Annotated in this window: 12 protein-coding genes, 1 tRNA gene and 1 pseudogene; 5 read left to right on the forward strand and 9 right to left on the reverse strand. The window is 57.8% G+C overall.

Annotation, left to right across the window (positions count from 1 at the left end; all coding sequences use genetic code 11):
* Positions 1-2: 2 nt before the first annotated feature.
* Both E4Q23_RS12290 and E4Q23_RS12295 read left to right on the forward strand, forming a co-directional pair.
* Complete coding sequence (locus tag E4Q23_RS12290) at positions 3-1,283, forward strand: aspartate kinase (protein WP_169066902.1); 1,281 nt, start codon at positions 3-5, stop codon at positions 1,281-1,283.
* Positions 1,283-1,376 (forward strand) — tRNA-Ser (locus E4Q23_RS12295). The genes E4Q23_RS12290 and E4Q23_RS12295 overlap by 1 nt, the downstream gene beginning before the upstream one ends.
* A 658-nt stretch (positions 1,377-2,034) precedes the next feature.
* Here E4Q23_RS12295 and E4Q23_RS12300 read toward each other — a convergent pair.
* On the reverse strand, positions 2,035-6,327 hold the full coding sequence (locus tag E4Q23_RS12300; RefSeq protein WP_169066903.1) for a hypothetical protein: 4,293 nt from the start codon (positions 6,325-6,327) through the stop codon (positions 2,035-2,037).
* Positions 6,328-6,795: 468 nt separating this feature from the next.
* Here E4Q23_RS12300 and E4Q23_RS12305 point away from each other — a divergent pair, with 468 nt between their 5' ends.
* Both E4Q23_RS12305 and E4Q23_RS12310 read left to right on the forward strand, forming a co-directional pair.
* The gene (locus E4Q23_RS12305; RefSeq protein ID WP_169066904.1) at positions 6,796-7,107 is read left to right on the forward strand and encodes an integration host factor subunit beta; all 312 of its coding nucleotides are present in this window, start codon (positions 6,796-6,798) and stop codon (positions 7,105-7,107) included.
* A 12-nt stretch (positions 7,108-7,119) separates the two neighbouring features.
* Positions 7,120-9,297: pseudogene (locus tag E4Q23_RS12310) on the forward strand (ATP-dependent RecD-like DNA helicase).
* 310 nt (positions 9,298-9,607) lie between these two features.
* Here the strand turns inward: E4Q23_RS12310 and E4Q23_RS23865 are convergent.
* The 8 genes from E4Q23_RS23865 to E4Q23_RS12340 form a co-directional block, all read right to left on the reverse strand.
* Positions 9,608-10,078, reverse strand: coding sequence for a hypothetical protein (locus E4Q23_RS23865; protein ID WP_248595406.1), 471 nt, complete (start codon positions 10,076-10,078; stop codon positions 9,608-9,610).
* A gap of 190 nt (positions 10,079-10,268) precedes the next feature.
* Positions 10,269-10,736, reverse strand: coding sequence for a hypothetical protein (locus E4Q23_RS23870; RefSeq protein ID WP_248595407.1), 468 nt, complete (start codon positions 10,734-10,736; stop codon positions 10,269-10,271).
* A 657-nt stretch (positions 10,737-11,393) separates the two neighbouring features.
* The gene (locus tag E4Q23_RS23875; protein ID WP_248595408.1) at positions 11,394-12,080 is read right to left on the reverse strand and encodes a hypothetical protein; all 687 of its coding nucleotides are present in this window, start codon (positions 12,078-12,080) and stop codon (positions 11,394-11,396) included.
* A 559-nt stretch (positions 12,081-12,639) separates the two neighbouring features.
* A complete protein-coding gene (locus E4Q23_RS12320) occupies positions 12,640-13,302 on the reverse strand; it encodes an SDR family oxidoreductase (protein WP_169066905.1) in 663 nt (220 codons plus the stop codon).
* A gap of 111 nt (positions 13,303-13,413) precedes the next feature.
* Positions 13,414-14,241 (reverse strand): DUF6946 family protein, encoded by an 828-nt coding sequence (locus tag E4Q23_RS12325; RefSeq protein WP_169066906.1) that lies wholly within the window; start codon positions 14,239-14,241, stop codon positions 13,414-13,416.
* A gap of 127 nt (positions 14,242-14,368) precedes the next feature.
* A complete protein-coding gene (locus E4Q23_RS12330) occupies positions 14,369-14,764 on the reverse strand; it encodes a hypothetical protein (RefSeq protein ID WP_169066948.1) in 396 nt (131 codons plus the stop codon).
* Positions 14,764-16,101 carry a recombinase family protein gene (locus tag E4Q23_RS12335; RefSeq protein ID WP_169066907.1) on the reverse strand — a complete coding sequence of 446 codons (1,338 nt, stop codon included), beginning with the start codon at positions 16,099-16,101 and terminating at the stop codon, positions 14,764-14,766. The genes E4Q23_RS12330 and E4Q23_RS12335 overlap by 1 nt, the downstream gene beginning before the upstream one ends.
* Positions 16,098-16,538 (reverse strand): DUF2924 domain-containing protein, encoded by a 441-nt coding sequence (locus tag E4Q23_RS12340; protein ID WP_169066908.1) that lies wholly within the window; start codon positions 16,536-16,538, stop codon positions 16,098-16,100. The genes E4Q23_RS12335 and E4Q23_RS12340 overlap by 4 nt, the downstream gene beginning before the upstream one ends.
* Positions 16,539-16,837: 299 nt before the next feature.
* On the opposite strand from E4Q23_RS12340, the gene E4Q23_RS12345 reads away from it, so the two are divergent.
* Positions 16,838-19,051: a hypothetical protein gene (locus E4Q23_RS12345; RefSeq protein ID WP_169066909.1), complete on the forward strand. Its 2,214-nt coding sequence runs from the start codon at positions 16,838-16,840 to the stop codon at positions 19,049-19,051.
* The last annotated feature ends 144 nt before the right edge of the window (positions 19,052-19,195 follow it).

Below are 19,195 nucleotides of genomic sequence, written 5' to 3' on the forward strand. Positions count from 1 at the left end.
CAATGGCACTGATAGTTCAGAAGTTCGGTGGTACGTCGGTGGCCTCGACGGATCGTATCAAAAGCGTCGCCAAACGCGTCGCTCGCTGGCAGGCGGCGGGGCACGACGTGATCGTCGTTCCGTCGGCAATGGCCGGCGAAACCAACCGCTTGATCGCCCTGGCCAAGGAGATCTCGCCCTCGCCCGACCCGCGCGAACTCGACGTCATCGCCTCGACCGGAGAACAGGTGACCATCGCGCTGCTGGCCATGGCCATGCATGGCGAAGGCCTTAAAGCCAGGAGTTTCACCGGCTCGCAAGTCACCGTGCTGACCGATAGCGCCTTTACCAAGGCGCGCATCCTCAAGATCGACGAAACGCGAATTCGCAAAGCCCTGGCCGAGGGCAACGTGGTCGTCGTCGCCGGCTTTCAGGGTGCCGATGAAGACGGCAACATCACCACTCTGGGCCGCGGCGGCTCGGACACCTCGGCCGTTGCGTTGGCCGCTGCACTGAAGGCTGACGAGTGCCAGATCTACACCGATGTCGACGGCGTCTACACCACCGACCCGCGCGTCGAGCCGGAAGCACGCAAACTGGACACCATCACTTTCGAGGAAATGCTCGAAATGGCCAGCCTCGGCTCCAAGGTGCTTCAGATCCGCTCGGTCGAATTCGCTGGCAAGTACAAAGTCAAACTGCGTGTGCTTTCGAGCTTCGAGGACGAAGGCGAGGGCACGCTGATCACTGTTGAGGAAAAAAGGACCATGGAAGAACCCGTCATTTCCGGCATCGCTTTCAATCGTGACGAAGCCAAGCTGACCATGCTCGGCGTTCCCGACCGCCCCGGCATCGCCTACCAGATCCTCGGGCCAATCGCCGACGCCAACATCGATGTCGACATGATCATCCAGAACATTGGCCGTGACGACACCACCGACTTTTCGTTCACCGTCCACCGCAGCGATTACAGCAAGGCCCTCGCCATCCTGGAAACCGTGCGGCAAAAGATCGGCGCCCGCGACCTCAGTGGCGACACGGGCACCTGCAAAGTCTCCGCCGTCGGCGTCGGCATGCGCTCGCACCCCGGAGTCGCCAGCAAGATGTTCGGCGCGCTGGCCAAGGAAGGCATCAACCTGCAAATGATCTCGACATCCGAAATCAAGATCTCGGTCGTCATCGAGGAAAAGTACCTCGAACTTGCCGTGCGCGTCCTGCACAAGGCCTTCGGCCTGGAGAAGCCGCCAAAGTCGAAGTTGGGTTTGACCGGACGTGACGAAACCGATATCATCACGCCCTCCTAGGAGACGTGGCCGAGAGGTCGAAGGCACTCCCCTGCTAAGGGAGCATGCGGGCATAAACCTGCATCAAGGGTTCGAATCCCTTCGTCTCCGCCAGGAAAGTCGCAGCAAAGCTCTGCGACAAAAACGATCACCCCGCCGGACGCCATGTTCTGCGGGGTTTTTCGTTTATACCTGTTGACCTCGCCACCCCACAAATGTCATTTCTCGGTTCTTACGGGCCGTTTCTCTCGAAACCTCGTGACTTCGCGATTTTAGTGCAGAACTTTTAAGCCGTTGTTTTTGCTTCAGAAACTGACATAGGCTGACGGGTGGTTTTCGGGCATGTGCTTTGGGTCAGACAGATACGCCACCGCGAAATTTCTGGTGGTGTAGAGGCGGCCGAGAACTGTTGGCCAGGGCTTAGTTTCCCGCGCAATGAATTTTCGGAGGCTCCCTTCTCTCAAGGTGTCGCTCGACTGTCTTGCCTTTGGCTGCTTGACTCACGAGCACTTCCGGTGCCATCGATTCTCGTCCGCGTTCGGCACCCGGGCGCGTGCTTTCCCTGCTCGCCGGCGCTTTCGTCACGATCGATCTGTTCGGAGGTGGGCAGTATCGATCAAGCCTGATTGTCCTGGCTTCCCGGGCGTAATGCTGACGCCGCCGCCGTACTCGACGCGCTAGCCTATGTCCCGTAACCGGCCAATGTGTCCTATGGACATTCGACGCAGACCCATCGCGAGAGTCTGAATCCATGGAAAGTGCGGAACCTACCTCAAGACGGTGCCGTACAGTCGATAGGGAGTACCTCAAGCCCCAAGATCTGCGAATCGTTTGCAAGCACGTTGCGTGCCTGTTCTCTGAGGTAATCAACAAGCTCTCCAAACGGTCGGTTGCCCTTGCGCCTCGGAATTTGCCAACGCTTCGAGTCAAGCCGAAAGATGACCAGAATTCCGTGCTGACTGTTCCTGCCTCGCAGATACTGCTCCAGGAGTTGTCTTCCCAAAGTGTCTTCGGCCAGGCTCTGAGCCGAATAGCTTCTTCTGTTTTTGTCGAGGGGTTTGATCTCGATGCAGACCTTGCCAACCTTACTGGAGACCTCAATGTCGGTGCGCTTGTCGGCGTCGACAGTCGGTTCGCGCGTGACCACGAAGCGGGCCGTGAAGCTTCGACGCGGCGTATCTTCCAGGCGAGCCGCAAGCCAAAGCTGAAGTTGCTTCTCAACGACCCCTGCAGGGAACAAGCCGCGCTCGCTGAACGGTCCCTTCTCGATGCCATCGGCGATCTCTACCAGCCGCGCCATGACCTGCAGGAACAACTCTCCTTCCGTACGTGCTTCGCGAATGTAGGGTTCGCCTATTGACGGTAGTGCGGCCGCCGAGATCCGCGTGGCGTCCTCGGCTTCCCGTGCGGCTTGCTGGTAAGCCTGTGATCTTATCCGCGCGGCATGCATAGGCTCACCACAACCCTTGGCAAGGCTCATCAGCGCCTCGTATGCGCGCGGGCCTCCGCAAGTCGATAGCATATCTGGGATCCGATTCCACAGCTCTAGCACCTTTCTCCTAGGTGACAGTCTGTCGGCATCCGGCTGAGCGGTCGTGCGCTTCTCTAGATCACGAAGGTACTCGTCGGCCAGTCCGAACAATGCGGCAAGCGCTGAGGCTTTTCTCTCGTCTCCCGCCTGCTGGTTCCAAAATTGGCTGTTTCCGTCCAACACGGCCGAAACTTGTTCAACGAGTTCGTCCTTAGCAAAACGCCCTTTGTCGCGATGCTCCATCAACCCATTCCACGCACCGGCGAAATCTATGCTCGCCCAGTCGCGGAACCAGCCGGCTTCGAAGCGTTGGGGCGAAGCTGTGAAACCTACCTCAAGCGCGTTTGCTGCAACTTCCCCCATGAAATCGCGTCCAGTAGGAAGGGCATCAGCAATCGCCAATACCAACGTTCGTCGTCGTTCTTCATTTGGAATCGCTCCCTCGCGAATAGCCTTGACGACCCTCGGTAGTATTGCCTCTTGGAGAGACACAGGTCCAGCCAAAACCATGTTGATGACTCGTCGAACCGGAGCCTCGGTGCTCAGCGCGAGCTCGAAATCGAACCACGGCGCCAGTGCGCTGCAGACTTGATCCAGACGATTCTGCGCGAGCTCTGTGAACCAGGGCTCGAGGCTACGAGGCTCCCACACGCAGAAGCGAACGACTCTGGCGAGTTCCTCTTTCGTCAACTCCGTGGTGCGCAGCCCGGTTCGGAAGGCGTGATTCGCACTGGCCAGTCCGACGATTCCCAACCATGGCACGCTGTTGTCCAGGTATGCCGTCGAATCCGGCACATCGATGTGCCTCCAGGCTTGGGCAAGCCCCTCGTCGAAAGCGGTCCCAATCTCAGGCCCGAATTCACGATGGATCGCGTTTACGCTCACCTTCGTGTACCGGTTTGTTTGGTCGCTCGCGACTGCATGACGAACGAGCCATACGATCAGGTTGTAATCAGAGCCATCCTGAATTCCAGAGATCTTCTTCAACAAGGCAGCCTTGTTGCTTTCGCTTTCGCTCACCTCGCGTGCCGACGTCACTCTCTCTTGCGCCAAGTTCTGATGTGTCCAGCCTCGCCGAGTGCGCACCACCTGTACCCGTTCCAACCTTGCCCGATGGTTCTCATTGCGCCGCAGCTCTGTGTCCGGGCCGCTGGCCAGTTCGTTTAGCACCTTGTTTCTGGCCCTTCCTCGGAGAAACATCAAGGCGATATCCGCGGCAATGCGATACCAAATATTGCGCTCCGTATGGTCGGCACTCGCTTCATTTGCTGCCTTTACAAGCCAATCCAGATCCGCCTGATCCAGGCGAACCAGCCCCGATGTCCCAGTTATTAGTATCGAGATTCCCCGTGGCATCTCCGAGAGGGCGATCCCAAGCGCGACTTCCTGGCGAAGCTCCGGAAACCTAGCAACCGCGGCGCGAAGGTCTTGGAAGTCCTGCTCATTGGCATACGGCGTGTGTCTGAGCTTCTCCGTGGCAAGGGCCGCGCACTTCATTAGCGCGATGCTGTCCGTGTCACACGATGGCGATAGGTTGAGGCACTTGAGAAGCACGTCCGGCAAGACCGACAGCATCCATCCATCGCGGTTGTCCTCGGTCTCGGATCGACATGCAAGAGCATGCGCGTCAAGCTCAGGCAGGCGTGTAAGAACGGCTGCGAGCAGCAACGTCGCCTCTTGCAGGGTTGCTTTTGGCAGGAGGTCTGACGTTACCATCGATGCCATGGCACCGCCGCCGTAGCGATTCTCCGAGCGGGTCTGCGCAAGAGTATTTAGCAGGTGATCGGAAGTGAAATGCGCTAGACCGACGGCCCGGATTCCTGCTGCGATCCTTTCATTCCCGGCCAGCCGACCAGCAAGCAGGTCTTCGGTAATCTCTGCGCGATGGTCAGAGGTCGCGATTGTTGACAAGGTATCAAGCGAAGGCCCCAACAGCTGTGCAACGTTCTGTCTGTCTCGGTACATCGCAAAAACTTGATCTGCGCAAACCGTCACTCGACCATGTTTAATCACGGTCAGCAGCTTGACCAGCACCTCCAGATCTCCTCGATACGCTTCTATCCAGGTCGAAAGCTGCGCAGGCGGAATCGTTTTGGCAACCCGGCGAAACTCTGACGGATCATTATTCCAATCGGCTCGGAAACCTGACTTCACGCGATCCAGATACCCTGCAAAAGCCCCCACGACGTCGTCGACGCTCCATTGCTGAGGGTCACCCTCGAAGATGACCATCTCGGGAAATGCCCGGATGACGCGTGTACGCACTCTTGCGTCCAACGCCGAGAGCCAGCACAAGACGGGTCGACGGGACGGCAGGAGGATTTCCTCGCTGTAGGGTGTTCCGACGAACAGTGCCCATGCGTCGCCGAAGGGCAAGCCCACATCCAGCCGTCGCTTCACCCACCATGCTGCCAGGTATTCCCGAAGGGCACGGTGGTGGAACTGGACCCTCCCGTAGGTCCCTTCGTCGAAGATCGCGGAACCCAGTAACCGCTGATACTCGTCGGGCTTCCAGTCGGGCAGAGGGTCGCCAAGAGTGATCACTCCGGGTGGAGCAACTCCAATCTCGACTTGGAAATAGGCATTGCCCGACAGAACGCTTGCGGCGGCCAATGCCTCTACCCCGGAACGTAGTTGGTCGGGAGATAGCGCAACGCCGGCGTCGACGTAACCGGGGTTCTTCTCCCGTAGCCGGTTGGTGACGGCATCCTCCAGCAACTCCATGAAGGTACCCAGCTCCCCGGCGCTGTTCCAGCGTGAAGCCATCCATTCCAGGTCCAGCGGTCGACTTGCGAGGAACTCATAGGCTCCATCCTCCACTGCTTCCCAGAACTCGCTGATTGCCTGTACGCCATAGTGCCCTGCGAGCTGTTTGGCTGCATCGACAGATAAACCGTCGAGGTAGTAAGCGACAAGAGGTACTGCAACGGCTTTGCCGGATGCCGCGTCCTGTGGCACGACGTCAGTAGAATCGTCAGTTCGGTTCGACAGCGGTACCGGGACCGTCAGGACAAGCTCCTGCTCAATTAAGTGCCGCACCTGGCTGAGGTTCCAGTCACTGACTCTGCTCGACACGAACAGCGACGCACGTTCAGTCTGGCCGACAAGCACGCGCTTCATACAGGCCAGCGCCCGCCGCAGAGCAGTCGGCCCGGTCAGCCGAGCTTCGTCGACCGCATCGAGGAAGAAGTACCCTTCGTCCGTGCTGCTCTTCCAGTGTTCGAACAGGCTTGCGTCCTCACCGAGGGCGATCACCCAATCATCTGGGTGTACAAGAAGGTTCAGCGGAATAAAGAAGGCCGCCTTGTTGGCCGACCGGAGTCGCCGTACCTGAGCATGGAACTCGTATGTCTTGCCAATCCCAGCTTCGCCGACAACGACCACCAGCCGCTTCCCGATGAGATCGTTCCAACTGACTCCGTATCCATCGTTGTGTCGGAACCAGAATTCAATGTCTGGCTCGCCCGAATCCGCTTCTTTGAAAGGCGAAAAAGTGCGGTTGACTTCAACTGGAAGGGTAGGCACGTCAATCAAGAAGACATCTCCCTGGATCAGCGACCGGTCGGGCTTTCGGGTCTTGGCGCGTTTGCCCTGGGTTCTTGAGTTTGATGTTTCGGACTCCCGGCAGGCGACTTCTCACTATTACTTCTTCTACCGCCGCCCGCGGTTGAGGCCATATGGCACAGAATTTCGAGGCAGGATTTCTCGCATATCGTGTAGCGGACACGATCGTCCGCCGGTAGGAAAACTTCCTACCCTGAACCAACGAGAGGTGAGGCCTATGGTGATTGTAAGCGACGACTATGGCGGCACCACGCCTTTCTTTGAGGTAGACCACCGAAGCATCATCGACCCATCCCCGATTCAACTTTCTCCCGCGATCACTACACTGAAAACCGTGCCATCTGATCCTTCAACGTCACCTCCGCTTCCGGCCGTTATGCAAACGCTTCCACTCCGCCGACGCAGGGCAAAACGAGCCCTGACGGTAGAATGCAGACCATGACCCGCGCTGATCTGATCGCTACCATCGCCTCCCGCTTTCCGACGCTGACGGTAAAGGATACCGACATCGCCGTAAAGGAAATCCTTGACGCCATCGTGCGCGCCCTTGCGCAAGGAGATCGCGTTGAAATCCGGGGGTTCGGCAGCTTCCGTCTGAACTACCATCCAGCGAGGAACAGCCGCAATCCAAGAACCGGGGTAGCGGTTCCGGTACCCGCGAAATATGTACCCCACTTCACGGCTGGCAAGGAGCTGCGCAAACGCGTCCAGGCGTCAGTCAAGAACGCACCACTTCAGCAGGCTGCCTGACGACGCCCCTCCATGTCTGACGCCGCCACACTCGACCGCCTCGCCGGCCTCGTAGAACGCGTCACCTTCCACAACGAGCAGAACGGTTTCTGTGTTCTACGCCTGAAAGTGAAGGGTGAGCGAGAACTGATCACCCTCATCGGCCACGCCCCCCGTCGTTTCTCCCGGCGAATACGCTTCTGCTTCCGGCAGCTGGGTCACCGATCGCGAGCATGGCCGGCAATTTCGCGCCGTCTTCGTCAAAATCTCGCCGCCGACCACCTTGACCGGCATTGAGCGCTACCTCGGTTCAGGCATGGTCAAGGGCATTGGCCCGGTCTATGCCGGCAAGCTGGTGAAGTCCTTCGGTGCGGCGGTGTTTGACGTCATCGAGCAGTCGCCAGAGCGTCTCCGCGAAATTCCCGGCATCGGCGAAGTCCGCGCCAGAAGGATCACCTCCGGCTGGGCCGACCAGAAGATCATTCGCAGCATCATGGTCTTCCTGCACGCGCATGGGGTATCCACTTCCCGAGCGGTGCGCATCTTCAAGACCTATGGCCAGGGCGCCATCGAGATCGTCACCGAAAACCCCTACCGCCTGGCCCAGGACATTCGCGGCATCGGCTTTCTCTCCGCGGACACGATTGCCCAGAAGATCGGCATCGCCAAGGATTCTCCCCTGCGCGCCCAGGCCGGCATCTCTTACGCGCTGACCGAAGCATCAGGCCAGGGCCACTGCGGTTTGCCCTATGCAGAACTGGTGCCCTTGGCGGTGAAGCTGCTCGACATTCCGGAATCATCATCGAGACAGCGATCGCTCAGGAAATCACCGACGAAGTGCTGTTGCCCGACACCGTCGCAGGCAAACCCTGCGTGTTCCTTGCGCCGCTGTACTACGCCGAGCAGTCGATCGCCGCCGAGATACAGCGCCTCAAAACGGGCGGGACGACCCTTCCTGACTTCGATGCCGACAAAGCCATCCCTTGGGTCGAGCAGAAGCTCGCCATCCAACTAGCCGACAGCCAAAAGGAAGCCATCCGTCTCGCACTGTCTTCCAAGCTGCTGGTGATCACCGGCGGACCCGGCGTCGGCAAGACCACCCTGGTGAATTCGATTCTGACCATCATGACCGTCAAGGGCGTCAAGCCTCTGCTGTGTGCGCCCACCGGACGAGCAGCCAAGCGTCTCTCCGAATCGACAGGACTGGAAGCAAAGACGATCCACCGCCTGTTGGAGGTCAATCCGCTCAACGGTCAGTTCAAGCACAACGCGGACAATCCTCTCGAATGCGATCTTCTGGTTGCCGACGAATGCTCGATGATCGACGTGCCCCTGGCGAACCAGTTGCTCAAGGCGGTGGCCACCAGCACAGCGATGATTCTCGTTGGCGACGTGGATCAACTGCCCTCGGTCGGCCCCGGACAATTTCTCACCGATCTGATCGACTCAGGAGCGGTTCCCGTCATCCGGCTGACTGAAGTATTCCGCCAGGCGGCGACATCGCGCATCGTTCGCAGTGCCCACCAGATCAACCGAGGCGTGTTTCCCAGCCAGCCAGAGAAGGGAGAAGCCTCGGACTTCTACCTCGTCGCTGCCGAGGAGCCGGAAGTCATCGCGCAAACCGTGGTGGATTTGGTGCAGACGCGGCTGCCGCGGAAGTTCAAGGTCGATCCGATTCGCGACATTCAGGTGCTGTGCCCGATGAACCGGGGCATCACCGGCGCCCGCGGTATCAACCAGGCTTTGCAGGCGGTGCTCAACCCGCCCGGCGAGCACAGTGTTGATAAGTTCGGCAACCGCTTCAGCGTGGGCGACAAGGTGATGCAGATCGAGAACAACTACGACCGGGATGTCTTCAACGGCGATATCGGTTTCGTCACCGGCATTGATCAGGAGGAAGAGGAACTCGCCGTGGCCTTCGATGGCCGGGTGGTGACTTATCCGTTTGGCGAACTCGACGAACTGGTGCTCTGCTACGCAACGACGATCCACAAGTCGCAGGGTTCTGAGTACCCGGTGGTGGTCATTCCGATCTCGACCCAGCACTACATGATGTTGAAGCGCAACCTCATCTACACGGGCATCACGCGTGGCAAGAGGCTGGTGGTGCTGGTTGGCCAGAAGAGAGCGCTGGCCATGGCGGTCAAGGGCAAGCAGGTGGAACGGCGCTGGTCAAAACTGAAAGAACGTCTGGTGGCGAGAGAGCGGTAGCCGCGTGGTCACTTTTCATCGGGGCACAACTGATGCAGGGCCGTCGCTACTGTGGGCTATGCCGCCTTCCGACCCTCTGCGGTCATTGGCCCATCTAGCGGGAGCGTCTCTTGTGCAGCGATTGGAGCCGTTAACGGCACGGTAGGCGCCGGCGGTTGAGCGACGGCTTACTGAGTTCACCCGCCACTAGAGCGGGTATGACTTGATTCAGGTGGTGGACCGGACCCGGCCAATAGCGGAAGCTCGCGCAGGCTGATCAGGAGCTTACGCTTATGGCCTCGACGATAGAAAAGTCTGATGCCTTCATCGATCAAGACGCGTACCGTTCAGCAACGTGCTTTACAGACGCAAAGGTATCTTCCTGGCTGTTCATAAGAGCGACAAAGTCATAGTAGGTTGAGCCAAAACTAGCGAGATGCCATTGGTTTTCCAAATACTTCCTGAAGCAGTTGGCTTTTTGATATCGATCGCCGATCGCGAACGACGAGGCTAGCTTTGATACTACGTCTCGCGTACTTTGGTCGAAGATTGGCGTATCCGTTGAAACGGCGTCAAGGAAGGCAAAAGAACCTGTCCAAAATCTGGTGTGGTAAAGGCCTACAGATGTCGCGCGGAAGTGAAACTGCTCGGGCGGCTCACTATCTTCAACTGGGAGCTCACGATAATGTGCGTGAGGTGTCTCGATCAGACGTTTCTTTGCTAGGCACCGAATTGCATGTCGAACTTGGTCTTCGACGAAGCCGTATAGAGTCATTTCGGCACTTATGTCCTTGCCATTCAAGAAACCGTCATTATCTACGATACCCAAATTCGAGCCCAAATACGCGATAATCAAACTACAGAGAAAGTGTTCTCGTGGATCCGCCATCATTACGTCAAAAAATATTGCAAGCGACTAAAGATGACTGTGAGTTGAAATATGCATACTCGCCGAGAAGAGCATGCTTTGTAAATTCGTGAAGGGGGAATTTTTATATGCGCCCCCCAGTGCTCTCGATTCGAACGATCTTCTCTGAATCTACGTTCGGACTGCCAAAGAAGCCGTTGATAAGCTCGATGACAGCACGCGTATTTCCTCCAGTGATGTTGCTGAGAAATAGTCTGATTGGCTCGCTTGTACGTATCGACCTTAATGTTGCGTTTAGAAACGATACGACGCTTCCAAGATTGAGGCGGATTCCGGATAATGCAGCTGGTGCCGCCTTACCCTCTGCGACACGCGCCGCAAAAATTAGACGCTTCTGTATTACTTCGTCGGCAGGCGGGGGTGAAATCGTCAATATTTTGTTCTGATACGCGGAAAGGGCGCCAGTCGTCTTCGAGACATAGAAAGTGCTAGGGCGTAATGCCACAAAGACGATTAGATTGCGGGTCGCCGCTAGCTCCTGCGCAATTAAAAAACGCGTCCTGCTGAACTTGAAAACTTCGCTGGTCAGCATTATCGAGCACCAAAATAATCTGCTTATTGCAAGCGTGCGCAAGATGGCCCAGAGAAGCCTGGAGATGCCTATCGCGGTTACTGATCTTCTCTGTAAGGAAGATTACCCGCTCGCGCTGATAAGCATGGTCGTCAACTCCTTTCCACGCGCCTTTAACGCTTCGATCGAAGTCAAGTAACTCTCGAGAATATATCGTGTTTGCGAAGTCGGCTTCGTCTATGTCGACACCGTACCTTTCCTTTAACACGCTAGGTATCTCAGAAAGAACGTAGGATTTGATGTCCTTGGATAGGTTGGCTTTGGTTCCAAGATTGATGTGAATAAAATACGCGTTGGCCTTTTTTTGAAACACCTAAGTTTTGGAACAAATTTTCAAAAGAAAGAAGTCTTGCCAACGCCCACATCGCCGATTACGACAATTGGTCTTGACCCGACGGCGCCAGAAATTCCTGGGGTGTAAAATCTCAAATTTCCATCCCTGCTAATAGACGCTGTAGCATCAAGCTGTGTAGGAGCAACGCCATCGTTCCCAACGCGTCTATATCTGGATTCAATTATTTTTTTTGCTTTGAAGTAGATGCCTGCTATTCGCTTCTATGGGAACGTAGCATTCCTTATAGAACGATTTTTTTAACCGTTGGATTGTCTTCGATTTCCTCAAGCAAAAAATGACGACAACGAACGGAGGTTCTCCTGAAAGCTATTCCTATACCGGTACTTGTATGGTTCCGAAATCGAAGCAGAGCCTTTTTCTGGGACGCGTGGAGTTCGATACAAGGCCAGGTCACGGTAGGCACAGTTCTCGGTAATTCCCTCCGGTGATAGCAGCCTCCAAAGAGTTACAAAATTCTCCAAGTACGACTGAAAGCCATCAAAAAGGTAGCAGTCCCCTTCAAGCGGTGAGTATCCAGGAGCAATTGCTTGGAAGATTGCGAGCTGCGGACCGTTGCAAACGATAGCAATCTGAGCTCCATGAATTGCGCAATAGGGAATGACTTGGCGAACCGCTTCTGAGAACGGTTTCGACGACTTAATTAGGGGAGCAATCTTTCGGGCGATTGTTGGCTTGCCGATAGGAGGAATATCGAAGTGCACTGCCTCTCTTTTCGCCTCCAATATGGCCTTCGGCGGTGTTCCTAAGAGGTAGTCTGCCCTACCACCAAGCTCATCGAAGAGTTCGACGTTGATGCTTGGCCTTTCCCAACCAAGACATTCTATTAGAAGTCGATCCACAAACTGAAATCGGTTTTGTGCCTCATTCCAATGAGGGCTGTTTTCAGGGAAAGCACTAATAATGGTTTGGAGCTTCACTTGACCATCTGTAAGTTCATATGGGGCTTGCATAGACGCCTTTCTCTCGTGCCTCGGAACGACTACCAGTCATAAAGAAATCAGAACAATGGAACGACTTGCCAACGTGGCGCCGAAATTGCGCGCCAGATGAGGAGCGCTTATTGTAGCCATCATGATTGCTGAGCGGTTCTATCTCTATAATTCGAATGACTCCTCAGGGCACCCTGCCGTCATGCGACCAAGCAGAAATCGAACGGCAGCAAACCGAGTGCACCGGCCAGCGGGTATGCCAATGTCAGCAGGCTTCAATCAGTCTTGAGCCGTCATTCGCACTGGAAACCCCAACGGCAGCAGTTGGCCGCAAGCGGCCCGACGTCGATCGCGTTACGTGCTCAACGGCCGTCGTTCTGTCAGCCAAAATACTGCCTGTATTCAAACCGATCGCCGCAAGCTTTCAGCCGGCCGAAAACAACGTCATCTCGATGCGTTTCAAGCCGCTGCCCGAGGTTTCCGCCAGCTTGACCACATTTGGATCGTCGGATCGGCGCTCTCCCGTCCGTTCGCACAACGACGCCATTTGCCAGCACAACCGGGGACCCGGGTCGCGGTCTTACCACGGCAGGATTTCGCCATTCTGGTGGAGGAATCGTCCGGTGGTCTCGAGTTTGAGCTGGTCGATGCGCTGCAAGAGCCCGCGAACAGACTCGTCCGTCTCGATCATACCCTGGCCGCCGGTCATCTCGGTGCGCACGGCGCCCGGATGCAGGATGACGACGGCGACCCCTCGCGGTTTGAGGTCGTGGGCTAGAGAGACACCGGCAGCATTGAGCGCCGCCTTGCTCATACGATAGCCGTAGTAGCGCCCGGAGCTGTTGTCGGCGATGGAGCCCATGCGACTGGTAATGAGCGCGACCTTCGAGCCTGGATGAAGACGCGAGGCGAGTGCCCGCGTGAGAAAGAGCGGCGCGATGGCGTTGAGTTCGAACTGCGCGCGCACCGCGTCAAGATCAACATCTTCGAGTGAGTCGGCAATGAGCAGGCCGGCGTTCTGGACCAGGAGGTCAATGTCGTCGTGTGCGAGGCATTCGGCGAGCTTCGACCAAGCTGCAGGCTCAGTGACGTCGATATCGCATTCGACACGCACTCCGAGCGCGTCGAGCTCCGGCGAGCTCTTGCGACACACTGCAACCACGATCGCTCCGCGTGCTTTGAGCTGCCGTGCGAGTTCGAGACCGATCCCACGATTTGCACCTGTGACGACTGAAACACCCATACCATTTCTCCTTTTCGATCCGCCTCGAACCCAGCGGGTACGCCGCCCTCGGTTTCAGCCCTTGCCTTTCTTCTCGGCAGGCAAGGATAGGGTCATTAACGGCGAGCTACGCTACGCCACCAACCCCAAACTGTTCTCTCTGCCCTGACCACGCCACGCATCCGACTGCGGACCGCTGGTCCCGAGACGGCGCACGACCTTGCCAATAAACAACTCCACTTCGGCGGCACCCGGCACGATGAAGGGACCAACGAGACGGTCGTCTGCCACCTCTGTCGTCCCGCCTCCAGAAAGCCGATAAACGAACGCCGATAGGTCAGAGCTATTGCGTTTGTGGTTGCCAGGCTGTGTCTCACTCGTGACGAATTCATGCACGAGCATGACGGCGCGGGAGTAACCCTTTCGCCTTGCCTCAGACACCGCGCCAGCGCAGGCTGTGAGTAGTTGGTAGCGCAGGTCGCCTAGCCGTGGTTCGCCTTTAACGCGCGGACTGAACAAGGAACGGGCCAGCTGTTCAACACGGGCGACCCCGTTGGACCGCGGATTCTCAAGGCGGCGTTCGAGTGCATCGGCCAGCGTTTTCGAGACTGTGTCTCCGTATGGCTCGTCCGCCTTGGCCTCGACAGCAAGCAGGTAGGGACCGATTGCGTCGGTCACATAGACCGCGAGGTCGCTATTCCTCGGCTCACCGGGAAAGTTGTCGAAACGTAGCTTTGCTTCTGGCTCAGCTTCCCAAGATAGAACCGCTCCAAACCTGCTGTGGGCTGCCAAGCAACTGGCAACTTCAGGTGGCAAAGCCGTTCCTCCTCCCACCAGCCAAGCACGGGCAACTTCTTTGGCACTCCTCCCATCAATCCAGTGGTAAGAAGCCTTCGGATTGCCATACGTCTCCCAATCCGTGAGCGATGCGATGACGTGACCACGTTTTGCGATAGGCATGCAGGCGCACCGGTAGTGTGTAATCGGGTTTGTCTGGCGCCCTTAACTGGCCTGGCTGAAGCGTCGAGGGCGGTGTTGATGACGATTGTAAGCGAGGAGCAGCGCCGCCGGATACCGCACGGCAGACTCAGCCCGCAGCACCAATTCCGAACTGCGCTCGCTGCCCAGACCATTCCACCGGAAATGGCAGCATCAAGTCCTTCAACGTCAGGCTCGCAGGCTGTTTGCCCGCCAAAATCGCTTCTACGATGTCTGGTGCCAACAACGCCAATCTGATCACACGACTCACGAACGAAGGTCCGATGCGCTCTGCTTTGGCGATTTCGTCCAGACACCCGTAGGTACCGTTCTCCAGCAGTTTCTGCCAGCGAAATGCCCGCGCGACCGCCTTGATCATGGTGTTGTCGATGGTCGCCATCGGCATCGGGTTGCCGTGCGTGCCATCGGGTAGAACGATCACCTTGCGCCCGCCACGCTTCTTGAAGGTCATTGGCAGATCAACAGAAATGACATCAGCAGCCATCACGCGGCCTTCCTCCCTGGCATGACCGACTGGATCAAGTCCCTCATGCCCGCCGCCTTCATGTCGATGCGTAGGCCGGTGGGGCTGACGGTCACCCTTTCCACCAGTAATTGAATGATCCTGGCCTGCTCGGCGGGGAAGAGTTCGTCCCACACCGGCTCGATGGATTGCAGGGTCAGAATGGTTTCCTGCGCATCGGCGGTGGGATCGAGGGCCACCACTTCGCGGATGGCCTGTGACATCACCTCGGGGGCTTGCAGTACTTTGCGTACCTGAGCAATTACGGCGGCTTCCACTTCCCCCGCGGGAACACGAGATATCGAGCAGGCGTCCTTGCCGATCTTCATCGAGGCGGTATTTACGTAGTAGCGATAGACCTTGTCGCCCTTGTTGGTGGCGCCAGGTGTCATGGCCCAACCATCATCGGCGAAGATCAGGCCCTTCAATAGTGCGGGGGCTCGGGAGGGACGGTTCTGGCGAGCCCGCTGCTCTTGATCACCGCGACCCAACATGGCCTGTACCTGTTCCCAGACGGCGCGATCCAGAATGGCCTCGTGCTCGCCAGCGAAGTGCTTACCCTTGTAGGCGGCGACACCGATGAACACCGGATTCTTGAAGAGTTTGTAGAGGTAGCCCTTGTCGATCAGTTTCCCGACGCGGGCCTTGTCCTTGATGGTAGTCCACGACTTCGTCGCCACGCCCTCAGCACGCAGCTCGCGCGACAGGGTAGTCATCGATCCAAGCGCAATGAATCGTTCAAATATCCGCCTGACCAGCGCCGCCTCGCTGGGGTTTGGTATCAACTTTCGCTCGATCACATCGTAGCCCAGCGGCGGCATACCCCCCATCCAGATTCCTTTGGCGCGGCTGGCGGCAATTTTGTCGCGCACACGCTCACCGCCAAGTTCGCGTTCGAACTGAGCAAACGACAGCAGGATGTTCAGCGTTAACCGCCCCATCGACGTAGTGGTGTTGAACGACTGCGTGACCGAGACGAAGGTCACTTTCTGCGCATCGAAGAGCTCGACCAACTTCGCGAAGTCTGCCAGCGATCGGGACAGCCGGTCGATCTTGTAGACCACGATCACATCGACCAGGCCTTCGCGGACATCTTGCAGCAGCCGCTGGATGCCAGGCCGATTGAGGGTGCCGCCCGAGAAGCCGCCATCGTTGTACGCGTCGTCGAGCGCTACCCAGCCTTCGGACTTCTGCGAGACGATGTAGGCCTCGCACGCATCGCGCTGGGCGTCGAGCGAGTTGTAGTTCTGCTCCAGCCCTTCCTCGGTGGATTTTCGGGTGTAGATCGCGCAGCGGAGTTTGCGCGTCATCGCGTTCATGCAGGCCTCCGTGCGCGCAGACCGAAGAACAACCAGCCATTCCAGACCGTGCCGGTGATCGCCTTGGCGATTGCAGAGAGTGATTGATAGCGCTGGCCTTGGAACTCGAAATGGCCAAGCTGGACGATGACCTCGTAGGGCGTGCCCTGCCACTCGCGGATCAGCTTGGTGCCGGCGATAGGACGATCATCAGCGCGGCGGCTGCGAACCCGCGCCTTGCCGCCGTCGAGTTGTTCACCAAGTTGTTCGAGGCGCTTGACCGTGCTGGTCTTCAGTCCGCCATGGGCGAGTTCCTGCAGGCGATAGGCGAGGCGATTCTCCAGGAAGCGCCGGTTGTACGGCGGCGGCTCCGTATCGAACAGGTCGCGCCACAGTTGCTTCAATTCGGGAATCGGGGTGGTCTTGAGGGCCACCACCCGGGCCAGTACGTCAGTCATGAAATGTCTCCCTTGGGGTTCAGAACAGGGTCATGAACGCGCTGTCCGGTGCGGCTATCAAGGGCTTTTTGACGCTCATGCAGGCGGAGTACGCCGTGCGCCAGTATTATTGCAATGATGCGAACAGGGTTGATGGGCGAGCTATTGCGAGAGTTGAGTTTGGCAGTCATGCATGTTTATACGGGGCCACCTCGGATTTCTTCTCAGCCGGCTTGAGAGGTCACGCCTACACGGCGGTGAGAGCCCATTTGGCCACAAAGGGCGTGCCGCAAGTCATCACAACAACAAGGAGAAATAGGGTGGCGAAGACCTTCAAGAACGGCATTTCATTGCATCGGCTGCTCGAGGCCGCGCCGCTGGCGGCACTGGCGACATTTCTTGAGACTGCCGACAAGGGTGACTACGCCGCCATCTTCTTCGAATTGCCATGGCAGACCGCCGGCGAGGATAGCGGCAGCGCCGCCCTCCGCGAACAACTCATCGATCTGGGCAACGAACTCCAAGCCGACGCCGCCGTTCCTCTGGATCGCCACGCACAAAGGATCCTGACCCTGGCGGAAGGTCGTGGTGTCGAACCCGTCAACCGGGTCGCTGCGAGAATCTTTGAGCAAGCGCATATCGATGCGTTTGACACGCAACTCGATGACCTCGGGCGCAGCCTATGGCTCTACCAGTACGAACCCGCGCTGTTCGACGAAGCCGAGAGCCTCTTCTATGCTGACCATTACCGCAACTTCGGCGGGATGTACGAGGCCTTCGAGCTCGACGCCGACACAGTCGTGGCTTTCGTCTGGGACGACAGCGTCAAACACGCACTGGAAACCCAGATCCAAGAGCGCCTCGAACTGACCGGGCGCTGCACGGTGACCCATCTGCAGGTTACAGGCAAGGACCAGGCTGGAAAGGAACAGCAGCAGCATCTGGTCATCGTTCGCCATGGCGGGCCGTTGTCCAGTGTGGCCGAGTTTCGGGAGGCCGATGGCAGCCGAGGGGATCGATACTACCGTCCGCTGAGCGAAGCGACCTTGCTGTTCTCGCCGGACGAGGGTGTTCTCGAAGTGTTCTCCGCTAGCCCGAGTGTACGCCAGCAGGTGGCCACCTGTTTCGCAGAAACAGGCCTCAAGATCGATCTGTCGGATAGACCTCTAACCCTCAAGCAGTACAACTTCAAGCGCTTCTTGACCTCGCTGAACCTGAGCACACCCACTATCGCTGGGTTCGATGTCGATCGGGTCGCAGTGGTGGAAGTCGACGTGCGCCCGGACAACCCCAAACATCGCGCTGGCCTCAAGGTCAGCATCAGCGATGATATCGAGGACGTGGCCGAGGCGTTGTTCGGCAAGGATCACTTGTTCAAGCGGGCCGCCAGCCTCGCTCGGATCGTCATCGCCGTGCGTTACACCCAGTACGGCACCAAGAAATCCAAAACGCTCAACATCACCCTTTCGGAACCGAATCGATGCAATCTGCGCAGCAACCGGGATCCGGTACAGCGGGAGTTGGGCTACGCCCTTCTGACGGCCTGGGGCGTCCTACATCAGGTCAAGCCGCTCACGCTGGTTCAGGAACACGTTCTACTTCCGGCACTGCTGCAGTTATTTGATCAGACCAAAAAGGAGGTGCCAGGGCAGTTCTTCCTCACCCGCGGACTCGATCCCGAGGCGCTGCTGGATGGCGGCTTTATCGAACCGCGTGGCCGCTACGTCAGCTTGTTGCTGGACGAGGATGGCACTACTCACGAGGTCAACGTCCGTTCGGCAGGTAAGCCCGGCGTGATCGCCTACGACCATCCGAAGGACGGGAGCACTGTCGAATTGCCAGCGTCGGCTGCCGACAAATACGCGATCAGGCGGGACTGGCTCGATGAGATCGTCCTCAAACGCCTCAAGGCGCCCCTGGTCAGTGCCGAGTTGATCAAACTTGACGAAAACCTCACCTACCTCGGCAAGATCAAGCTCGGGGCAGAAGCTGCGCCTTGCTACCTGGCTCGTGATCTAAGGTCGCCGACGACCCTGCAGCGTCTCGATATCCTGATGCGTGCCCGAAGCGACAAAGGCGTGGGCCTGGTGCTCTCGGCAGGTCGAGACCACCCCTTATGCCTGGGGCCGAACGTTATCGCAGCGGTAGCCGATCACTTGGCCACCAGTGATCAGGAGTCGTCCCTCGACATCAACAGGCTGGCAAGCGTTTTCACGCAGGGCAAGCAACTGGCGCGCGGCGGAATGGTCGTAGCTCTGGTCAAGAAGGACAACTACAGTGCGACGCTCTACATCCCCGGCAAACCGTCACTCGCGTTGGTCGGAGTCAAAGCGATCGGCTTTTTCCAGGCCCTGGTCGATGCCTATCACAAGGGATCACCTGCCGTGCCTACCAAGCAGTTGATGAGTGCTGCGGGATCCTTGTCGCCCAGCCCGCGCCAGCTCTTGGGCAACGAGTTCTGGTCATCCGTCGAGGGCGTTTACGTGGGATTTCCACCCGGGGTCAAGCGAGGCAGCTACCAGTTGCTGGTGTAGACCAGCGGGGTTACGTCCAACACTCATCCAGCAGGCCGCCTTGAGCGGCCTTTTTTTGTGCCTGCGGGATTCAAGCCAAGCAGCGCCGATCTGGGTGCCGAGCGCCATCTCACTTACGTCTCAATTAACGGCGTAGAGCATCTC

The sequence above is a fragment of the Candidatus Accumulibacter phosphatis genome, assembly GCF_012939955.1.
Lineage (GTDB): Bacteria > Pseudomonadota > Gammaproteobacteria > Burkholderiales > Rhodocyclaceae > Accumulibacter > Accumulibacter delftensis.

Coding starts and splice junctions, on each gene's coding strand:
- E4Q23_RS12290 (WP_169066902.1), top strand. CDS start 3: ATGGCACTGATAGTTCAGAAGTTCGGTGGTACGTCGGTGGCCTCGACG.
- E4Q23_RS12305 (WP_169066904.1), top strand. CDS start 6,796: ATGACCCGCGCTGATCTGATCGCTACCATCGCCTCCCGCTTTCCGACG.
- E4Q23_RS23870 (WP_248595407.1), bottom strand. CDS start 10,736: ATGCTGACCAGCGAAGTTTTCAAGTTCAGCAGGACGCGTTTTTTAATT.
- E4Q23_RS23875 (WP_248595408.1), bottom strand. CDS start 12,080: ATGCAAGCCCCATATGAACTTACAGATGGTCAAGTGAAGCTCCAAACC.
- E4Q23_RS12320 (WP_169066905.1), bottom strand. CDS start 13,302: ATGGGTGTTTCAGTCGTCACAGGTGCAAATCGTGGGATCGGTCTCGAA.
- E4Q23_RS12325 (WP_169066906.1), bottom strand. CDS start 14,241: ATGCCTATCGCAAAACGTGGTCACGTCATCGCATCGCTCACGGATTGG.
- E4Q23_RS12330 (WP_169066948.1), bottom strand. CDS start 14,764: ATGGCTGCTGATGTCATTTCTGTTGATCTGCCAATGACCTTCAAGAAG.
- E4Q23_RS12335 (WP_169066907.1), bottom strand. CDS start 16,101: ATGAACGCGATGACGCGCAAACTCCGCTGCGCGATCTACACCCGAAAA.
- E4Q23_RS12340 (WP_169066908.1), bottom strand. CDS start 16,538: ATGACTGACGTACTGGCCCGGGTGGTGGCCCTCAAGACCACCCCGATT.